16 protein-coding genes are annotated in these 16,431 nt (G+C 48.5%); 8 read left to right on the top strand and 8 right to left on the bottom strand.

From position 1 onward, the window contains the following. Positions 1 to 9: 9 nt before the first annotated feature. Together IEV19_RS10760 and IEV19_RS10765 are read right to left on the bottom strand one after the other, a co-directional pair. Positions 10 to 339 (bottom strand): MerR family transcriptional regulator, encoded by a 330-nt coding sequence (locus IEV19_RS10760; RefSeq protein ID WP_188370650.1) that lies wholly within the window; start codon positions 337 to 339, stop codon positions 10 to 12. Next, positions 339 to 1,316, bottom strand: coding sequence for a M23 family metallopeptidase (locus IEV19_RS10765; protein WP_188370651.1), 978 nt, complete (start codon positions 1,314 to 1,316; stop codon positions 339 to 341). Before IEV19_RS10765 ends, IEV19_RS10760 begins: the two co-directional genes overlap by 1 nt. A gap of 104 nt (positions 1,317 to 1,420) precedes the next feature. Between IEV19_RS10765 and alaS the strand changes: the two genes are divergently transcribed. Beyond that, positions 1,421 to 4,033, top strand: a complete 2,613-nt coding sequence (gene alaS, locus IEV19_RS10770; protein ID WP_188370652.1) for an alanine--tRNA ligase — start codon at positions 1,421 to 1,423, stop codon at positions 4,031 to 4,033. Between the two features lie 4 nt (positions 4,034 to 4,037). Beyond that, complete coding sequence (locus tag IEV19_RS10775) at positions 4,038 to 5,003, top strand: GSCFA domain-containing protein (protein WP_188370653.1); 966 nt, start codon at positions 4,038 to 4,040, stop codon at positions 5,001 to 5,003. On the opposite strand, the gene IEV19_RS10780 is transcribed toward IEV19_RS10775, so the two are convergent. The 3 genes from IEV19_RS10780 to IEV19_RS10790 form a co-directional block, all read right to left on the bottom strand. Continuing rightward, positions 4,998 to 6,752 (bottom strand): aromatic amino acid hydroxylase, encoded by a 1,755-nt coding sequence (locus IEV19_RS10780; RefSeq protein ID WP_188370654.1) that lies wholly within the window; start codon positions 6,750 to 6,752, stop codon positions 4,998 to 5,000. The two genes, IEV19_RS10775 and IEV19_RS10780, sit on opposite strands and share 6 nt — an antisense overlap. Before the next feature lie 131 nt (positions 6,753 to 6,883). Then, on the bottom strand, positions 6,884 to 7,465 hold the full coding sequence (locus tag IEV19_RS10785) for a DUF4136 domain-containing protein (RefSeq protein WP_188370655.1): 582 nt from the start codon (positions 7,463 to 7,465) through the stop codon (positions 6,884 to 6,886). A 66-nt stretch (positions 7,466 to 7,531) separates the two neighbouring features. Then, positions 7,532 to 7,690, bottom strand: a complete 159-nt coding sequence (locus IEV19_RS10790) for a C1orf53 family protein (protein WP_188370656.1) — start codon at positions 7,688 to 7,690, stop codon at positions 7,532 to 7,534. A 160-nt stretch (positions 7,691 to 7,850) separates the two neighbouring features. Between IEV19_RS10790 and IEV19_RS10795 the strand changes: the two genes are divergently transcribed. The 4 genes from IEV19_RS10795 to hemL are packed head-to-tail and all read left to right on the top strand — an operon-like array spanning position 7,851 to position 11,233. After that, entirely contained in the window at positions 7,851 to 8,222 is a 372-nt protein-coding gene (locus IEV19_RS10795; RefSeq protein ID WP_308418535.1) for a hypothetical protein, read from the top strand. Further along, positions 8,195 to 9,124 (top strand): 1-aminocyclopropane-1-carboxylate deaminase/D-cysteine desulfhydrase, encoded by a 930-nt coding sequence (locus tag IEV19_RS10800; protein WP_229732541.1) that lies wholly within the window; start codon positions 8,195 to 8,197, stop codon positions 9,122 to 9,124. The genes IEV19_RS10795 and IEV19_RS10800 overlap by 28 nt, the downstream gene beginning before the upstream one ends. Beyond that, positions 9,121 to 9,939 carry a glucosaminidase domain-containing protein gene (locus IEV19_RS10805; protein WP_188370657.1) on the top strand — a complete coding sequence of 273 codons (819 nt, stop codon included), beginning with the start codon at positions 9,121 to 9,123 and terminating at the stop codon, positions 9,937 to 9,939. The genes IEV19_RS10800 and IEV19_RS10805 overlap by 4 nt, the downstream gene beginning before the upstream one ends. 4 nt (positions 9,940 to 9,943) lie before the next feature. After that, positions 9,944 to 11,233: a glutamate-1-semialdehyde 2,1-aminomutase gene (gene hemL, locus IEV19_RS10810; protein ID WP_188370658.1), complete on the top strand. Its 1,290-nt coding sequence runs from the start codon at positions 9,944 to 9,946 to the stop codon at positions 11,231 to 11,233. Positions 11,234 to 11,261: 28 nt separating this feature from the next. On the opposite strand, the gene IEV19_RS10815 is transcribed toward hemL, so the two are convergent. The 3 genes from IEV19_RS10815 to IEV19_RS10825 form a co-directional block, all read right to left on the bottom strand. Then, complete coding sequence (locus IEV19_RS10815; RefSeq protein ID WP_188370659.1) at positions 11,262 to 11,705, bottom strand: DUF4890 domain-containing protein; 444 nt, start codon at positions 11,703 to 11,705, stop codon at positions 11,262 to 11,264. 167 nt (positions 11,706 to 11,872) lie between these two features. After that, entirely contained in the window at positions 11,873 to 12,037 is a 165-nt protein-coding gene (locus IEV19_RS10820) for a hypothetical protein (RefSeq protein ID WP_188370660.1), read from the bottom strand. A 197-nt stretch (positions 12,038 to 12,234) separates the two neighbouring features. Beyond that, positions 12,235 to 14,730: a zinc-dependent metalloprotease gene (locus tag IEV19_RS10825; protein ID WP_188370661.1), complete on the bottom strand. Its 2,496-nt coding sequence runs from the start codon at positions 14,728 to 14,730 to the stop codon at positions 12,235 to 12,237. Between the two features lie 269 nt (positions 14,731 to 14,999). Between IEV19_RS10825 and IEV19_RS10830 the strand changes: the two genes are divergently transcribed. Together IEV19_RS10830 and IEV19_RS10835 are read left to right on the top strand one after the other, a co-directional pair. Continuing rightward, positions 15,000 to 15,611 (top strand): hypothetical protein, encoded by a 612-nt coding sequence (locus IEV19_RS10830; protein ID WP_188370662.1) that lies wholly within the window; start codon positions 15,000 to 15,002, stop codon positions 15,609 to 15,611. Between the two features lie 353 nt (positions 15,612 to 15,964). Continuing rightward, on the top strand, positions 15,965 to 16,393 hold the full coding sequence (locus IEV19_RS10835; protein ID WP_188370663.1) for a hypothetical protein: 429 nt from the start codon (positions 15,965 to 15,967) through the stop codon (positions 16,391 to 16,393). The last annotated feature ends 38 nt before the right edge of the window (positions 16,394 to 16,431 follow it).

Here is a 16,431-nt window from a genome sequence, read left to right on the forward strand (position 1 = left end):
ATTGTTACATCAGAGCTGGTTTTTGATCTTGATCAGTTCGGCCTTGACCTTCTCGAGTTTCTGGATGATCTCGAAGTTCGACAGGGTTTTCTTTCGCTCTTCCTTCAGGTGGATCTTGGCCCCTTCCAACGTAAAGCCCCGCTCTTTTACCAGGTGGTAGATCAGGTGGAGGTTCTTGACGTCCTCAGGGGTGAACTTGCGGTTGCCTTTTGCGTTCTTTTTTGGCTGAAGCACGTCGAACTCCTTTTCCCAGAATCGGATCAGGGAGGTATTTACATCAAAGGCCCTGGCTACTTCGCCAATGCCATAATACCGTTTTTCAGGAAGTTCTATATGCATCAGTCAAGGGATTGGTTCTCTTGGTTGGCGTATTTCAGCATGTTCTCGAATTCTTCAGCTGTCAAACTGCCGTAGTAGAAGTTGATAGGGTTGATCCGTTCCTCGTCTTTCCAGACCTCGTAATGCAGGTGGGGTGCTTCAGACCTTCCTGTACTGCCAATAAATCCGATCAGGTCGCCCCGCTTCACTTTCTGCCCTCTTTTGACGTTGTAATTGCTCAGGTGGGCGTAGAGCGACATATATCCATAACCGTGATCCACCCTGATATGCTTGCCGTACCCGGAGGCGTTATTATCCGCCCGGGTAACGATACCATCACCGGTGGCGTAGATAGGCACTCCCTTGGGGGCGGTAAAATCCATTCCCCAGTGCATTTTTCGCGCTTTGGTGAACGGATCTGACCTCCATCCGTACCCGGAGGCCATGCGGGTCAGGTCCTCATTTTTTACCGGTTGGATGGCGGGGATGGACGCCAGCAATTTTTCTTTGTCCTCGGCGAGTTTTGTGATCTCGTCCAGAGAACGGGACTGTATCACCATTTGCTTCTGGATCACGTCCAGTCTGCGCGTGGTGGCAATGATCATTTCGGAATTATTAAAACCTTCGAGGGATTTGTAGCGATTTACCCCACCGAACCCGGCACGTCTCTGTTCTTCCGGAATGGGGTTGGCCTCAAAATACAGGCGGTAGATGTTGTTATCCCGGTCTTCAATATTCGCCAATACCTGCTCAACCTGCTCCATTTTCTTGTTGAGCAGCTCAAACCTGAGTTCGTAATTCTTGAGTTCGCGGGCAAGGGATAATTCCCTGGGGGTGTTGAGGATATTCGTGTTGAGGAGGAAGATGAGTCCGAGGAACCCAAACAGGGCCGAACCCAGGATAAAAAGGAAGATGTTCCTGTAGCGTCGGGTTTTCTTAAGCTCTATTTTCCGATAGGAAAGCGTATCCGGATCGTAATAGTACTTAACTTTAGACATGAATGTAATTTATCCTATTTTTGTGCTTCCAAAGTATCAAAACAAACAAATATAAAAATTGTTTTGCAGAAAGCGTTAAAATTACCAAAACCTTAGCTTTTTCTATGACTTCCAGCGAGATACGCGAAAATTTCCTGGCTTTTTTCAAGGGTAAGGACCACACAATCGTACCCTCTGCTCCCATGGTGATCAAGGACGATCCCACCCTGATGTTCACCAATGCCGGGATGAACCAGTTTAAAGAGTATTTCCTGGGGAACAGCAAATCAAAATACCCCCGTATCGCAGATACCCAGAAATGCCTCAGGGTGAGCGGAAAGCACAACGACCTGGAAGAGGTGGGTAAGGACACTTACCATCATACCATGTTCGAGATGCTGGGCAACTGGAGTTTTGGTGATTATTTTAAAAAAGAGGCCATTTCCTGGGCCTGGGAACTCCTGACAGAGGTCTACAAACTCGACAAGGACAGTCTGTATGTTTCCGTTTTTGAGGGCAGTGAAGACGACGAGCTGGAGCTCGACAAGGAAGCCTATGATCTGTGGAAGGCTATTGTCCCGGAAGACAGGATCATCCTCGGCAGCAAGAAGGACAATTTCTGGGAGATGGGCGACCAGGGACCCTGCGGGCCCTGTTCAGAGATCCATGTGGATCTGCGTTCAGCAAAAGAAAAATCAAAAATACCCGGGGCCAGTCTCGTCAATCAGGATCACCCCGAAGTGGTGGAGATCTGGAACCTGGTCTTCATCCAATACAACCGCAAGGCCGATGGGAGCCTGGAATCCCTGCCCGAGAAACACGTAGATACCGGGATGGGCTTTGAACGCCTTTGCATGGCCCTGCAGGGAGTGAAATCGAATTACGATACAGATGTCTTCCGTCCTATCCTGAAAGAGGTAGAGACTATCACAGGGGAAACCTACGGATCTGATCCCAAAAAAGACATTGCCATGAGGGTCGTGGCAGACCATATCCGGGCGGTGGCGTTTTCCATAGCAGACGGGCAGCTGCCCAGTAATGGCGGGGCCGGATACGTCATCAGGCGCATCCTGAGAAGGGCCGTGAGGTATGGATTTACCTTTTTGGGGCTCCATGAACCTTTTCTTTACAAATTGGTGAAGGTATTGGTAACCCAAATGGGGTCTGCATTCCCGGAATTGAAAAAACAAACTGCTCTGATCGAGAATGTCGTCAGGGAAGAGGAGCATTCCTTCCTGAAAACTCTGGAGCAGGGACTTATACTACTGGATGAGGTGATAGCCCAGACCAAAGACAAGGAGGTAGACGGGCAGAAGGCCTTTGAGTTGTACGACACTTTCGGCTTTCCCATAGACCTGACAAGCCTGATCCTGAGCGAAAAAGGATATACCCTGGATGAAGCCGGCTTTGAAAAGGCGATGCAGGAACAGAAGTCGAGGTCGAGGTCGGCCTCCGAGGTGGCTAAAGACGACTGGCAGGTGGTGCACCCCAATGGGGAACAGGAATTCCTGGGGTATGATCAGCTCAAGGCAGAGGTCAGGCTGTTGAAGTACCGGAAGATCTCCACGAAAAAGGAAGGGACCCAGTTCCAACTGGTGTTCGACAAGACCCCGTTTTATCCCGAGGGTGGTGGCCAGGTCGGCGACAAGGGTTATCTGGAGGTCCCCAATGGGGATGTGGTGTATATCCTGGATACCAAAAAGGAGAATAACGAGATCGTACACTACGCGAAAAACCTCCCCAAACACCTTAATGATCCTCTTACGGCGGTGGTAGATGCCGAGTCCAGGGCCAGGACTGCCCGGAATCACAGCGCTACCCATTTGTTACACCAGGCCCTGAGAGAGATCCTGGGCTCCCATGTGGAACAAAAAGGTTCAGCTGTGCATGCAGGTCATTTGCGCTTCGATTTCTCACATTTTGCGAAACTGACAAATGAGGAGCTCAAAAGAGTAGAGGATTTTGTCAATGAACGCATTCACGAGCACTTGCCCTTGCAGGAAAACCGCAAGGTTTCCATGCAGGAGGCTATGAATGAAGGGGCGATCGCCCTGTTCGGAGAAAAGTACGGAGATCAGGTTCGCACCATACGCTTTGGTGATTCCATCGAACTCTGCGGGGGAACACACGTGCAAAACACGGCCGAGATCTGGCATTTTAAGATCGTCTCTGAAGGGGCTATCGCCGCAGGGGTGCGCAGGATCGAGGCTATCACTTCGGATGCGACCAGGGAATACTTCCGGGAAAAGGAAGAACAGCTAGACGAGATCAAAGCACATTTAAAAAGCAGTGGGGACCCGGTGAAGGCTATCGAAAGCCTCATGGAGGATAATGCCCAGCTGAAAAAAGAGTTGGAAGCCTTGCAAAAAGACAAGGCAAAAGGCCTGAAATCTGAGATCAAAAAGGAGCTGGAACAGATAAACGGCTACAAGTTCCTTTCGAGAAAGGTGGACATCGATGCTGGGGCTATGAAAGACCTTTCCTTCGAACTAGGGCAGGAGGAAGAGAATCTGTTTCTTCTCCTGGGAGCTGAGAAGGACGGCAAAGCCCTCCTCAGCTGTTATATTTCGAAGGACCTGGCGGCTTCCAAAGGATGGAACGCCGGACAGATCGTACGGGAGCTCGGGAAATACATTCAGGGGGGTGGTGGTGGCCAACCTTTCTTCGCTACGGCCGGGGGTAAGAATCCCGATGGATTAAAGGAGGCGCTTGATAAGGTGCGCACCCTCATATCCTGATCCCATGGAACTCCAGACACGCCTTAAGATACCCCAGCACCCAAACCCCATTTCCTATTCGAGTGAAACCCTGTTGATGGGTTCCTGTTTTGCGAGCCATATGGGAGGTAAATTGTCCTACTACCAGTTCAGGAATACACTGAATCCTTTTGGAACGCTTTTTCATCCCAGGGGGATCTGTAATCTCCTGGAAAGGGCAAAGACAGGACGATATTTTAAGGCAGAAGATTGTTTTTACCACATGGAGCGATGGCATTGTCATGAAGTGCATTCAGATTTGAGCCATGCCAACCGGGAGGAGATGCTCAAAGAGCTGAACGGCAAGGTGGACCTCACAGCCGAGTTGCTCTCCCGAGTCTCCCACCTGGTCTTGACACTGGGTACAGCCTGGGGTTATGTTCGAAAGGAAAGCGGGCAGTGGGTGGCGAATTGTCATAAGGTACCCCAGCGTGAGTTCGACAAGGTGTTATCCTCCCCTCAGGAGATACAGCAAGATCTCATAAAAGCCCTGGATCTGGTCCTGGAAGCAAATCCTGAGATTTCGGTGATCTTAACGGTTTCACCCGTGAGACATATGAGGGATGGCTTTGTAGAGAACCAGCGAAGCAAGTCGCACCTTTTTGTGGCCTTACATGAAGTTCTTGAGATGTATCAGGACGGGGGAGTCACCTATTTTCCGGCCTATGAATTGATGATGGACGAGCTCAGGGATTACCGGTTTTACGAGATGGATATGCTGCACCCCAATGCCCTGGCGGTGGACTATATCTGGGAGCGATTCCGATCAGCCTGTATTCAATCTTCAGAAAATCCCATCATGGCGCGCGTGGAAGAGATTCAAAAAGGCCTTAACCATCGGCCTTTTAATCCGGGATCTAAGGCTTATACCTCGTTTGCGAATGATCTTAAAGAGAAAATCGCAGGCCTGAAAAAAGAATATCCTTTTATGTCGTTTGACACCGGACTATGAGGCCACTTTTTCGGCATCCACCAGGCCGATCCCGTCATCGATCAGGTGACCTACTTCAGGCCGTCTCTGTTTTACATCCTGAAGGTGATCCAGGATTTCACCTGCAAAATCCTCATCCCTGTTATTCCTGGCCAGTTCATACAATTCTACGGAGAGCAGCCAGTCTTCCGGATAGTTCTCCCTGATTTCTTTAAATACCTTGTTCCTGGAGATGGTCGTATTGCTCCCTTCCCTGAACTCCCGAATCTGCCGATAAAGTTGCTGAAGTTTCTTTCGCTCAGCGGATATCACAGGTTTGATGGTGGTGCTTGTCACCTTATGGGTGATAAGATCGAAACTCGACAGGTCGGCCGGGCCATTGAAGGCCGAAACGATCTTGTCTCCCACAGCCATGTGATACAGGCCAAAGGAAGGTTCAAAAAGCACGGTATCCCCATGGGTCACCGTACAATCCTTAAAAGTGATCAGAATGATCTCCCCCCGGAGGTTACGGGTACCTGTAATGATCTCGCCTTCTACCTTAATTCCTCCTTCGAATTCAAGGGTCTTGCGTTCTCCTTCATAAATGTTGTACGCCTTCAGGTCGCGTGGGCTCATATCCTCTATCGCCAGGTTGATCCCCTTTAACTTTCCTATGGGTGATCCAAAACCTTCGGGATGGTTTTTGGTGCTGTGGCCCACCAGTTCCTTCTCACGGTACGCTAGGGCAGTGGGCCCTGTGGTCTGAATATAGACGGGAAGATTTTGGTGTTCGATGACCCGGGTAAAGGAGCCAGAGATCTGCAGTCCTGTACTCAGTTCCAGCGTACATAGTTCCCTGGAGGCGATTACTTTTTTCACCCCATCCAGTCCGCCTTTTCTCAAAGCCATGGTGTTGGCAAATTCCTCCAAAACCTGACTCAGGTAAGCGAAGTCAGGTGTTACGAACAATTGGGGTTGCGGTTTGGTAATGTCGAAAGAGGTGTGTGCCGCTTCAATCGAATAGGGGACCTTCTTCACCTTGTCGGTCATGCACCAGGCGCTTTCCCCTATGGAGGAAAGCAGGCCGGCCCCATAGATCTTGGGTCGGTCCAGTGTACCGATCAGCCCGTATTCCACGGTCCACCAGTGCAGGTTACGAATGAGAGCGATCTCGCTGGGTTCTCCCATATTGTTCTGGAGTTCCTCTATCTTCTTTTCTGCTTCCTCTATGGTCTTCTCTGGCGTTCCGGGCGCTTCCTTGATGATGGACAGGTGCCTCACCGCTTCGTACAATTCATGGTCCTTGGCATTGGAAAGCGCTTTGCACCCAATCTCACCGAACCTCCTCAGGTATTCTGCATATTCTGGGTTTGCTATAATAGGTGCATGCCCGGCCCCTTCGTGGATGATGTCCGGGGCGGGGGTGTATTCGATGTGTTCGAGCTGGCGGATATCCCCGGCGATCACCAGGACGTTATACGCCTGAAATTCCATAAAGGCCGAAGGGGGAATAAAGCCATCAACGGCCACCGCTGCCCATCCGATCTCCTTCAGGATCCGGTTCATCCCGTACATGTTTGGGATATGGTCAATTGAGATCCCGGTTTTTGCGAGCCCGTCCACATAAGAACGATGGGCCACCTTGCTGAGGTAGTCCACATTCTTCCGCATCACATATCTCCATACGGCCTGATCTATAGCCGTGTACTCCTCGTAATTCTGAGGTTTTATGTATTGCTTCAGATGCTCGGGTAATTTATCCAGGATGGGGTTGCTCTGGTAGCTCATAAAGTGAATTTTGATATACCCTCAAAGGTAAGAAATCACAGGCATAAATCCATGATACAGGAGTGTACTGACGCGCATTTCCGGTGCGTATATGGAGATAAAAAAACCGCCTTTGAAGGCGGTTTTATTTTTTAGCTTGAAGGTGCAGTATTGGGGGGATACCGCTCCATGATCTCGGAGACGAATTCCCGAATCCTCGCTTCCTTCTTGTCTATGTTGTCGATGTTACTAAGCGTTCCCACACCGCGACCCTGCCAGATAAGTTCTTTGGTCTTGGCGTCGATAAGGTCGATGTAAAGAGAACCTTCGGTACGGGTACTCACATTGTTACCCCATCCGGGTCCGCCCCACATCCAGGGATTCCAGAAGCCCCATCCGGGACCCCAACCCCAGCCCCAACCCCAGCCCCAGCCGGCGTTGTTGTAGACATCCACGCGTTCGCGTTCCTTGGTAAAAATGCTCACCATAAGATCGGGTCTTTCTGATTTCACAAAACCTTTATTGGCCATTTCCGTTTCTATGGCCCTCAGGATCCTTTTCTTGTCCAGGTCAGAGATCTGGGCCTTGTCTATCCCTGTCTTGTAAAAAGCGTAGGTCTTGTAGGAATTGAAATCTGCATTCCTGTCGTAGTCCGCAACTACTCGCACAGAAACACATGAACTTGCCAGCACAAGCAAGGCAAGAGGCAGTAATACTAAAATTCTCTTTTTCATAAATACAGTTTTTTAGGGGTAAGGAACACTAAAAAACGCTCAAATATCATGCCGAATAATCCCCGGTCAGCGTCTTTTAACCCTGGGATCGAAGCCATACGGACAGTGTCTGCAATTACTTTCACAACAATACCCCCTTTTGAGGAGGTATTGTTCCGTGAATACTTTATATCCTTCTTCAGAAAGGTAAAAATCCCCATCTTCCAGGGGTATGATCTTTTTCACTCTCGAACGTTCATTCAACCTCTTACAAAATTACGGGTTTTCATCTTAATATCCCATGCCTGCAAAGCAGTTGCTGGCTCAGGTGAGTTAGAACACTATCCTCTCATTTAACTCATATTCAAGGATGCCCGGGTTCCGTTCAAAGAAAAACACCTTATTTTTGAGTCTGAGGAAGGAAATACTCATGGTGATCATCAGCAGATACTTTTTTTACAGGAATTATGTGGCTCTTACCCTATGGCCTTTTATCATCCTCAAGACTCCGGAGTTAAGCCGCGATAAGGTACTGATCAACCACGAACGCATTCACTTAAGACAGCAGGCGGAACTCCTCATCCTCCCGTTCTATCTATGGTATTTGCTGGAATGGTTAATTAAGACCATCAGGTACCTCAGTCCTTATACAGCCTATCGCAACCTCAGTTTTGAAAGGGAAGCCTACAGGTATGAATCAGACCCCACTTATCTTCAGAGGAGAAAAAGATTCTCCTTTACACACTATCTTTGGAAGGCACAACCGAATCGTCCGTGACCACTCCCACTCAGGAAATACAACTCCCGCTACTTGAGGAAGCGGGGATCTGTCTCCGAATCCGGAGGGAGGACCTCCTGCACCCGGTCGTCTCAGGAAACAAATGCCGAAAGCTGAAGTACAATCTGGAGGAGGCCCTAAGACAGCGGCATGACACCCTTTTGACCTTCGGAGGGGCTTATTCCAACCACATCCCCGCCACAGCATTTGCCGCTGCAGAAAACGGGTTGAGATCCATCGGATTCATTCGGGGAGAAGAACTCGCAGATTCATGGAAGGACAATCCCACGCTAAAATACGCTTCGGAAATGGGCATGCAATTGGAGTTTGTTAGTCGGACTGCGTACCGAAAAAAGACGGATAAAGCATTTCTGCTGGATCTTGAAAACCAATACGGCCGCTTCTATATTGTCCCGGAAGGGGGCACCAACCTGCCCGGGATCAGGGGATGCCGTGAGATCCTGCAACCCGGGGATGAGGCATACGATGTCATCGCCTGTGCTGTGGGAACCGGTGGTACTCTGGCTGGGATAAGCATGTCGGCATCTGAAAAGCAAAAAGTCCTGGGATTTCCTGCCTTGAAAGGGGATTTTCTTCACAAGGTCCTGGAAGGTCTTACCCCCAATGACAACTGGACCCTCACCTGTGATTTCCATTTCGGGGGATACGGGAAAGTGACAGGAGAATTGATCGGCTTTATCAATGATTTTAAGGCGCAAACCGGGATTCCCCTCGACCCTGTATACACAGGCAAAATGATGTTCGGCCTGCTAAAAATGGTGGAGGAGGGACACTTTGAAAAAGGGACGCAAATCCTGGCCATTCATACGGGCGGACTTCAAGGGATCACTGGGATGAATGGCATTTTGAGAAAAAAGAACTTACCTTTGCTTACTGTATGAGGAAGATTTTTTTTACCTGTGCCCTGCTTGTGCTCATCTGGGGATGTGGCACCAAGAAAAAAACTACTTACGCCAAAGGGCCGGGCTCCGGTTTGGAAACTGAAAGATTCAGGGGAGATGCAGATCCCCAGTCCATGCCTGAAGATACAGGGAGGTTCATGGAATTCCCAATTGCTTCAATCGAAGATTACATAGATACTTTTTCCGAGATCGCCCAGAACGAGATGAGGGCCTACGGGATCCCCGCGAGCATAACCCTTGCCCAGGGAATTTTGGAAAGTGGTTTTGGGAGAGGGGAACTGACCCTGAAGACGAACAACCACTTCGGGATCAAATGTCATACGGGATGGGAAGGTCCTTATGCCCTGCATGACGATGATGAGGCAGGAGAGTGCTTCAGAAAATACAACCACCCTGTGTATTCCTTCAGAGACCATAGCCTCTTTCTTACCACTAGGTCGCGTTACGCTTCCCTGTTCGAGCTCAGGAAGGACGATTACAAAGGATGGGCACGAGGGCTCAAACAGGCCGGCTATGCCACCGACAGAAAGTATCCTGAGAAGTTGATCAATTTCATTGAACGTTACCGGCTTTACGAGTATGACAGGGCAGTGCTGCAGGGCGACCTCGCCGTTGCCAAAAGGTCATCTTCTGACCAGTATCAGGTTCACATAGTTCAGGAAGGGGATACGCTCTATTCCATTTCGAGGCGATATTTTACCACGGTAGAAGCATTAAAACAGCTGAATGCCCTGAATGATAATATTATTTCCGTAGGACAGGAATTGAGAATACAGTCCAACAATATCAGATAAGATCATGAAGTACCAAAGAAGCAGCGCCCTTTTCAGGGAGGCTCAACGCTATATTCCGGGTGGGGTGAATTCCCCGGTCCGTGCTTTTAAGGCTGTGGGGGGAACCCCGGTTTTTGTAAAAGAAGCCAAAGGCGCCTACATATACGACGTGGATGGAAACCGCCTGATAGACTACATATCCTCCTGGGGTCCGCTAATCCTCGGCCATGCTTTTGAACCTGTTCTGGAAGCTGTGATCGAGAAAGCCAAAAAAGGGACCTCTTTCGGCATGCCCACAGAGATAGAGACGGACTTGGCCAGGCTCGCCGTCTCCATGGCACCGAACATCGATAAGATAAGGTTTGTGAACAGCGGAACGGAAGCCTGCATGAGTGCGATCCGACTGGCCAGGGGTTTTACGGGAAAAGAAAAGATCATCAAATTCGCAGGCTGTTACCACGGCCATGCGGATGCCTTCCTGATCCAGGCAGGCAGTGGGGCGGTGACCTTCGGGAGTCCGAATAGTCCGGGTGTAACCCAGGGTACAGCCAATGACACCCTCCTGGCCCGTTACAATGACCTGAACAGTGTAGACGAACTCATTGCCGCCAACCAGGGTGAGATAGCTGCAGTTATTATCGAACCCGTGGCAGGGAATATGGGATGCATCATCCCGGAAGAAGCCTTCATTCAAGGATTGAGAGAAAGGTGCACCAAGGCGGGGATCCTGCTCATTTTCGACGAGGTCATGACCGGTTTCAGACTGGGACGCGGAGGAGCGCAGGAAGTATTGGGCATCCCTGCAGATATTGTCACGTATGGAAAAGTCATAGGTGGGGGATTACCCGTAGGAGCTTTTGCAGCCAGAAGCGAGATCATGGACCACCTGGCTCCTGAAGGTCCGGTCTATCAGGCGGGAACTCTCAGCGGTAATCCTCTGGCAATGAGTGCCGGATTGGCCATGCTCACTGCCCTAAATGAGAACCCCGGCGTCTTTGATAGCCTGGACAAGAAAACCCGGTACCTTCACAAAGGGATTGAAGAAATACTTATGGATCAAGAGATACCCCACCAGATCAACCGTTTTGGATCCATGATCTCCGTGCATTTCACGGAAGAGCCGGTGGTCGATTTCGAAGGGGCTGTCAGAGGGAATAACGATACATTCAAAGCCTATTTCCACGGGATGCTCTCAAAAGGTGTCTACCTTCCGCCCAGTGCTTTTGAAAGCTATTTCCTGAACGATGCCCTGAGTTATGAGGACATCGACTTTACCCTTGATGCCCTAAAGCAGATAGCACCGAAATTGAAATAAGAAAAGGACCCGCACGGGTCCTTTTTTGTTAATGTCTGCCCCGACCATCCCGGTCGCCTTTAGGCCTGTGGTGTTTCTTGTGATGCATGGCCTTTTCCCATTTTTCGAATTGCTCCTCGTTGAGGATCTTCTTCATTTTCTCCTTACTGGCGATCATGTGATCCAGGCGTTCACTTTCCCTGCTGAATCGTTCATCGGAGCTGAGGTCTTTACGCGACCTATCATCTCTCTCCTCTTTACGGGCCTCCATTTTTTCCTTGCGCAGGCGGGCATTCTCCAGATGAAGTTTCTGAACCTCCTCCTGCTGTGCCTTCGAGAGGTCGAGTGCAAGGGTCATACGTTTTGTTTTGAGGGTAGCGACCTGTTCCGGGGTCAGTGGGTCTTCTGAGTGCCTGGGACCGTGTTTATGTCCTTCCTGGGCCACTGCACTGTAACTGGCTATGACGAGCATAGCGATCATGATTTTTTTCATGTGTTGATGATTTAAGTTATACTCCTTTGACCTGTAACCGTATCAAAGGTTTAGTGCAGGAGGAGGATTTAAGACAGAATTAACGCTTGAGTTCTAAAACGAAAAAGCCCCGCTGGGTGCGGGGCAATTTCTATGGGTGATTTGGGGATATGTATTCTGGTAAACGCCTACAGAGCTTCGTCTTTCTGTTGTTGCAGATCTTCCGTCTGGGTCTGCACCAATTGGATATCCTCAGTTTTAAATTCTTCTGAGGATGTTTCCACCTGGCTGTAGATCAGTACAGAAGCGATGAAACAAATGAGGTAGATAAGACTTTTTACTTTGTAAGGCATGATCTGGGGTTTTTAATTTCATCACTAATATAGGACGTAAAAGCAGGTGGTTTCCCGGAATGTTGTCCAGCGGCAGCCTGGTTGTGGTGAAAAGGCCGAAAGTTGTGGTAAACGGTAAAATGACTTTGAGGTGATAAAAAACAAAAGGTACCGTTCACAGAGGAAACGGTACCTTTTACAGAATGCATTTTCAGCTTTTAGCTTGGATCCAGAATCTTTTCTATACGTTGCGCAATGTCCTGGAGGTGATATTTGCTCATCCGGTCAGAAGTCCTGTTCACCGCGTTCAGAGCAGCAGACCTGATGGTGCTCAGCTCAGCTCTGGCGATAGATCTCAGGTCGGATTGACTCATGGTTACTGCCGTCGACTTTCTGTATCCTCCAAAGTCGGGCAGCTTTCTCTGGTCTTCGGCCTTCATAATATACTCCAGTCGGTCTACATGAGCCTTTTGTAAGTTCCTTCGATACGTATCTATGGTCCTGCCGCTACGCAATTCAGACCAAAGCCCGCGCCTGATATCGGTCATCAGGTCGATGAGGGTATAAGCCTCGTTTCCGTGCAGGGCTTCGTATTCTACCAGCCGTTCCATTTTACCGAGGCTCAGCAGGTTGTTCAGGGTGCGCTCCTGCAGTCCTCTCAGCCTCTCTACAGAACCTGAATATTCGATCTTTGCAAACAGGTCTTTGTCGATAAGCCACTCCGGGGTCTCAAACAGCTGATCGTGCAGGAATGCCACGCAATTCTCCTGATGTTCTTTAGGTACATAGGTATATACAGGGCCTTCCTGCTCGTAGGTTTTATGGTTTTCATATACCCCACCTATATTGTTGGAAACATGTCCCATATAGCGGTTAAACTGTGAGAGCACCTGGCCGTAAAGCGTTTCCAGGTCGTCATAGTTCTTCCCATCTTCTTTGGTCCATTCAACCAGGTTGGGAACGATGCGTTTCAGGTTCTCGATCCCGTATTCACTGGCAAGGATCGCATTGTCACCCAGGTCCTCGGTCTGAGAGCTTGGGTCGACCACGTCTCCGGCCTGCTGGTGTCCGAATCTGTAGAGGGGATCTCCGGCATGCTCCAGTATCCAGGAATCAAGGACCGGCTTCTCCTCCTCGGCTGATTTATCTAAGATGGGACGGTATCCCCATTTAATGGCGTATTTATCATAGATACCGATGTTCGGCATCAGGGCCACATCCCCGTCCTCGGGCTGGGCGATGTAGTTAAAGCGGGCGTAATCCATAATGGAAGGAGCCGTGCCGTATTTTTTTGTAAAGGAGGGTGATCGAAGGGAATCTACAGGATAGGCCACGCTGCTACCCATATTGTGGGGCAGGCCCAGGGTATGTCCCACCTCGTGAGATGATACGAACCTGATCAGCCTTCCCATCACTTCATCCTTGAAGGCCACGCCCCGGGCATCCGGGTTGATGGCAGCTGTCTGTACAAAGAACCAGTTCCTCAACAGCGTCATCACATTGTGGTACCAGTTGATGTCCGATTCCAGGATCTCCCCGCTTCTCGGGTCACTCACGTGAGGTCCGTTTGCGTTGGGGATGGGTGAGGCCAGGTATCGAACTACCGAATAACGCACATCCTCGGGAGACCACTCAGGGTCTTCTTCAGGGGATGGCGGGTTTTTGGCGATGATCGCATTTTTAAAACCTGCCGCTTCAAAGGCTACCTGCCAGTCTTCGATCCCTTGTTTGATGTAAGGGACCCATTGTTCAGGGGTGGCGCGATCTACGTAGTATACGATAGGTTTCTTGGGTTCAACCAGTTCACCTCTCTTGAACTTTTCCATGTCCTCTTCTTTTACTTCCAGTCTCCATCGGTCGAGGTAAGTAATAGTCTTGCTCTCTTGTGCGTCTAGACCGTAATCTACCTGGCCTCTGGCGAACCAGCCTACCCGTCTGTCGAAATACCTTCTTTTCATAGGTTCCTTTGGCAGCAGAATCATAGAGTTGTTGATCTCAATGGAAATAGAACCGAGGCTCTCATTGGATGGAGGATCCCCGGCGTTGTATGTTTTCACATGCCTGGCTTCGATGTTCAGGGGATAGCTTTTAATGGATTCGATAAAACTCCTGCTGTCATCCAGCCTTGTAGCTTTGTAGCGTTTTTTATAGCGGTCGGGCATACCCAGGGCCTGAACGTCCTTGGTAAAGAGATCGTCGACCTCTATCACTGTGGCCGGGTTAAGGGAATCCTTATTAAATGCCTTGATATCGAAAGAATAGAGCACCGGTTCAAAATTGGAATTGACCACGGCCTCGTGTACGGGAAGACTGTCAGCGGCTACCACGTCGTGACTTACCACACGGAGGAGCACCTTTTTGGGCTTCTTTTCCCACCTCAGAACCTGAGTATTGATTTTTCCACCCCCAAAACCAATGCCTGAAGCTGTTTTGGAAATCCTGCTAACCATAAGCATCTCCCGGTTAAAGAGGGAATCCGGAATTTCGTAAAAATGGGTGTCATCCACCACGTGGACCTTAAAAAGGCCCTCATCGGTGACGGCCTCCTTGGTGATGACCTTGTCGTAGGGTTCAATATCACCTTTTTTACTTTTGGCTGCAGGTTTGGCAGCTTCTGTTTTTTTCTTCTTCTTAAAAAGTTGTGCATCGACCGATTGGGAGTATCCTGCAAAAAGTAGTATAACCAGGATCTTCGGAAGTAATTTTCTTATCATTTTCAGGTTCTTTTGATTTTGAAATTTTTCAAAGAACTGAAAAAATCACACAGGGTTCTGTTAAGGATTTCTTAAGTAGGGCAATGCAGGTCTGGCCCTGGGGATACCTATATAACTTTCTATAAATCATACTATTAAGATTAAAAAACACCTGAAAAATCTCTTCAGTTCTGAAGGTTTTCAAGTGTTAATTATCAGCCAACAATGTAACATCTTACGTTTTTTAAAGTCTTATAGACATAGAATTACAACCATCAATCAATCGAGAAATGAACAAACTATTTATCCTATGTGGAATGGTTTTCCTGGGGATAACCTCCACGCCGCAATCACCCGAAACTATTGAATCAGAATCTTTTGAAACCCTGTCACCTGTGACACTCAAGGCTACCTGGAAACAAGATCAGGTCGGGCATCTGAACCTTAAATCAAAGGTCTGTGAGGAAACGGTTTATGCAGAGGATCTGGATGTTGCTTCAATCCTCTATGAGGAAGACGAAGAACCTATTGAACTGGGGTTTGACACCCGGGAGTACCTGCCCGAGAATTTTAATCCTTATGTGACTTATGTCGACTTTAGTGCAATTCCTTATATCGAAGGGGAGGAAGAGGAAGTGTTCCCCGGAACATTGATGGCACTATTGCCTGAAGGATTCAATGCCTATGCAGCTCCTGTCGATGTTATGAATGTATCATATATCGAGGAAGAAGACCTGGACCTGGGCTTCGATACTAGTGAGTGGCTGCCCGAGGGGTTTGATCCTTATTTCCGCGACCTGGATCTGGACACCATTGTGTACATTGAAGAAGGTGAAGATCTCGACCTGGGATTTGATACCTCCCTCTACCTTCCGAAGGATTTTGATCCCTATAGTCTGTAAAGCATCTTTAAATGAAATAAAGATTTCATTGAGATATTTGAATTAGTTAGTTGAGAAGCCCCGCTGATGCCGGGGCTTTTTTATGGTGAGGGTGAGTTTTTAAACAGAGAGGCATCATTTGCAGCTGATTAACAAATGTTTAACTCACTGCATTGGTGGTAATAAAAGAGGGTCGCAACTGCCTTAAAATATCTAAATGAACCTCCTAATTATCAACTTGATAAGAAGAATCTATAGAAATTACGAAAGTCATAATCATGACTGATATTGCAGATTGTTAATCATTTCTGAAGGGCAATAAAAACGGGGTTTTTGGGTTATATCTTTGCCTTAAAATGTAACCAGAAAATGTTATGAATACACAAAATACATTACTTTATATCTTTCTTTTCTTCGGTTTTGGATTGAGTTCATCAGCCATGGAAAAGAATAACGAGATCAACCTGGAAGTGGATTCCATCACCTATATTGAAGAGGAGGACTCTGCATCTTTGGACTTTAATACGGAGGCTTTTTTACCGGAGGATTTCAACCCATACAGTGCGCCTGAAAACATTCTTCATGTAAGCTATATAGATGCTGAACAGGAAATCGATCTGGGGTTTGATACCGAGGAGTACCTGCCGGCCGGATTTAATCCTCACCGCTTTTTTTTCGATATCCATTCCATTGAATATATCGAAGATGAAGAGCTGTTCGATATCGATCTAGCGATTATAATCCAGGTACCGACATCAGGAATTATGATCGCCTATGACAGGGAGCCCGGCAAAGGCTTCTAACATCTGAATCAAGATTTTTCTACATCCCCGGAAGCACC

The sequence above is a fragment of the Muriicola marianensis genome (assembly GCF_014638095.1).
Taxonomy (GTDB): Bacteria; Bacteroidota; Bacteroidia; order Flavobacteriales; family Flavobacteriaceae; genus Muriicola; species Muriicola marianensis.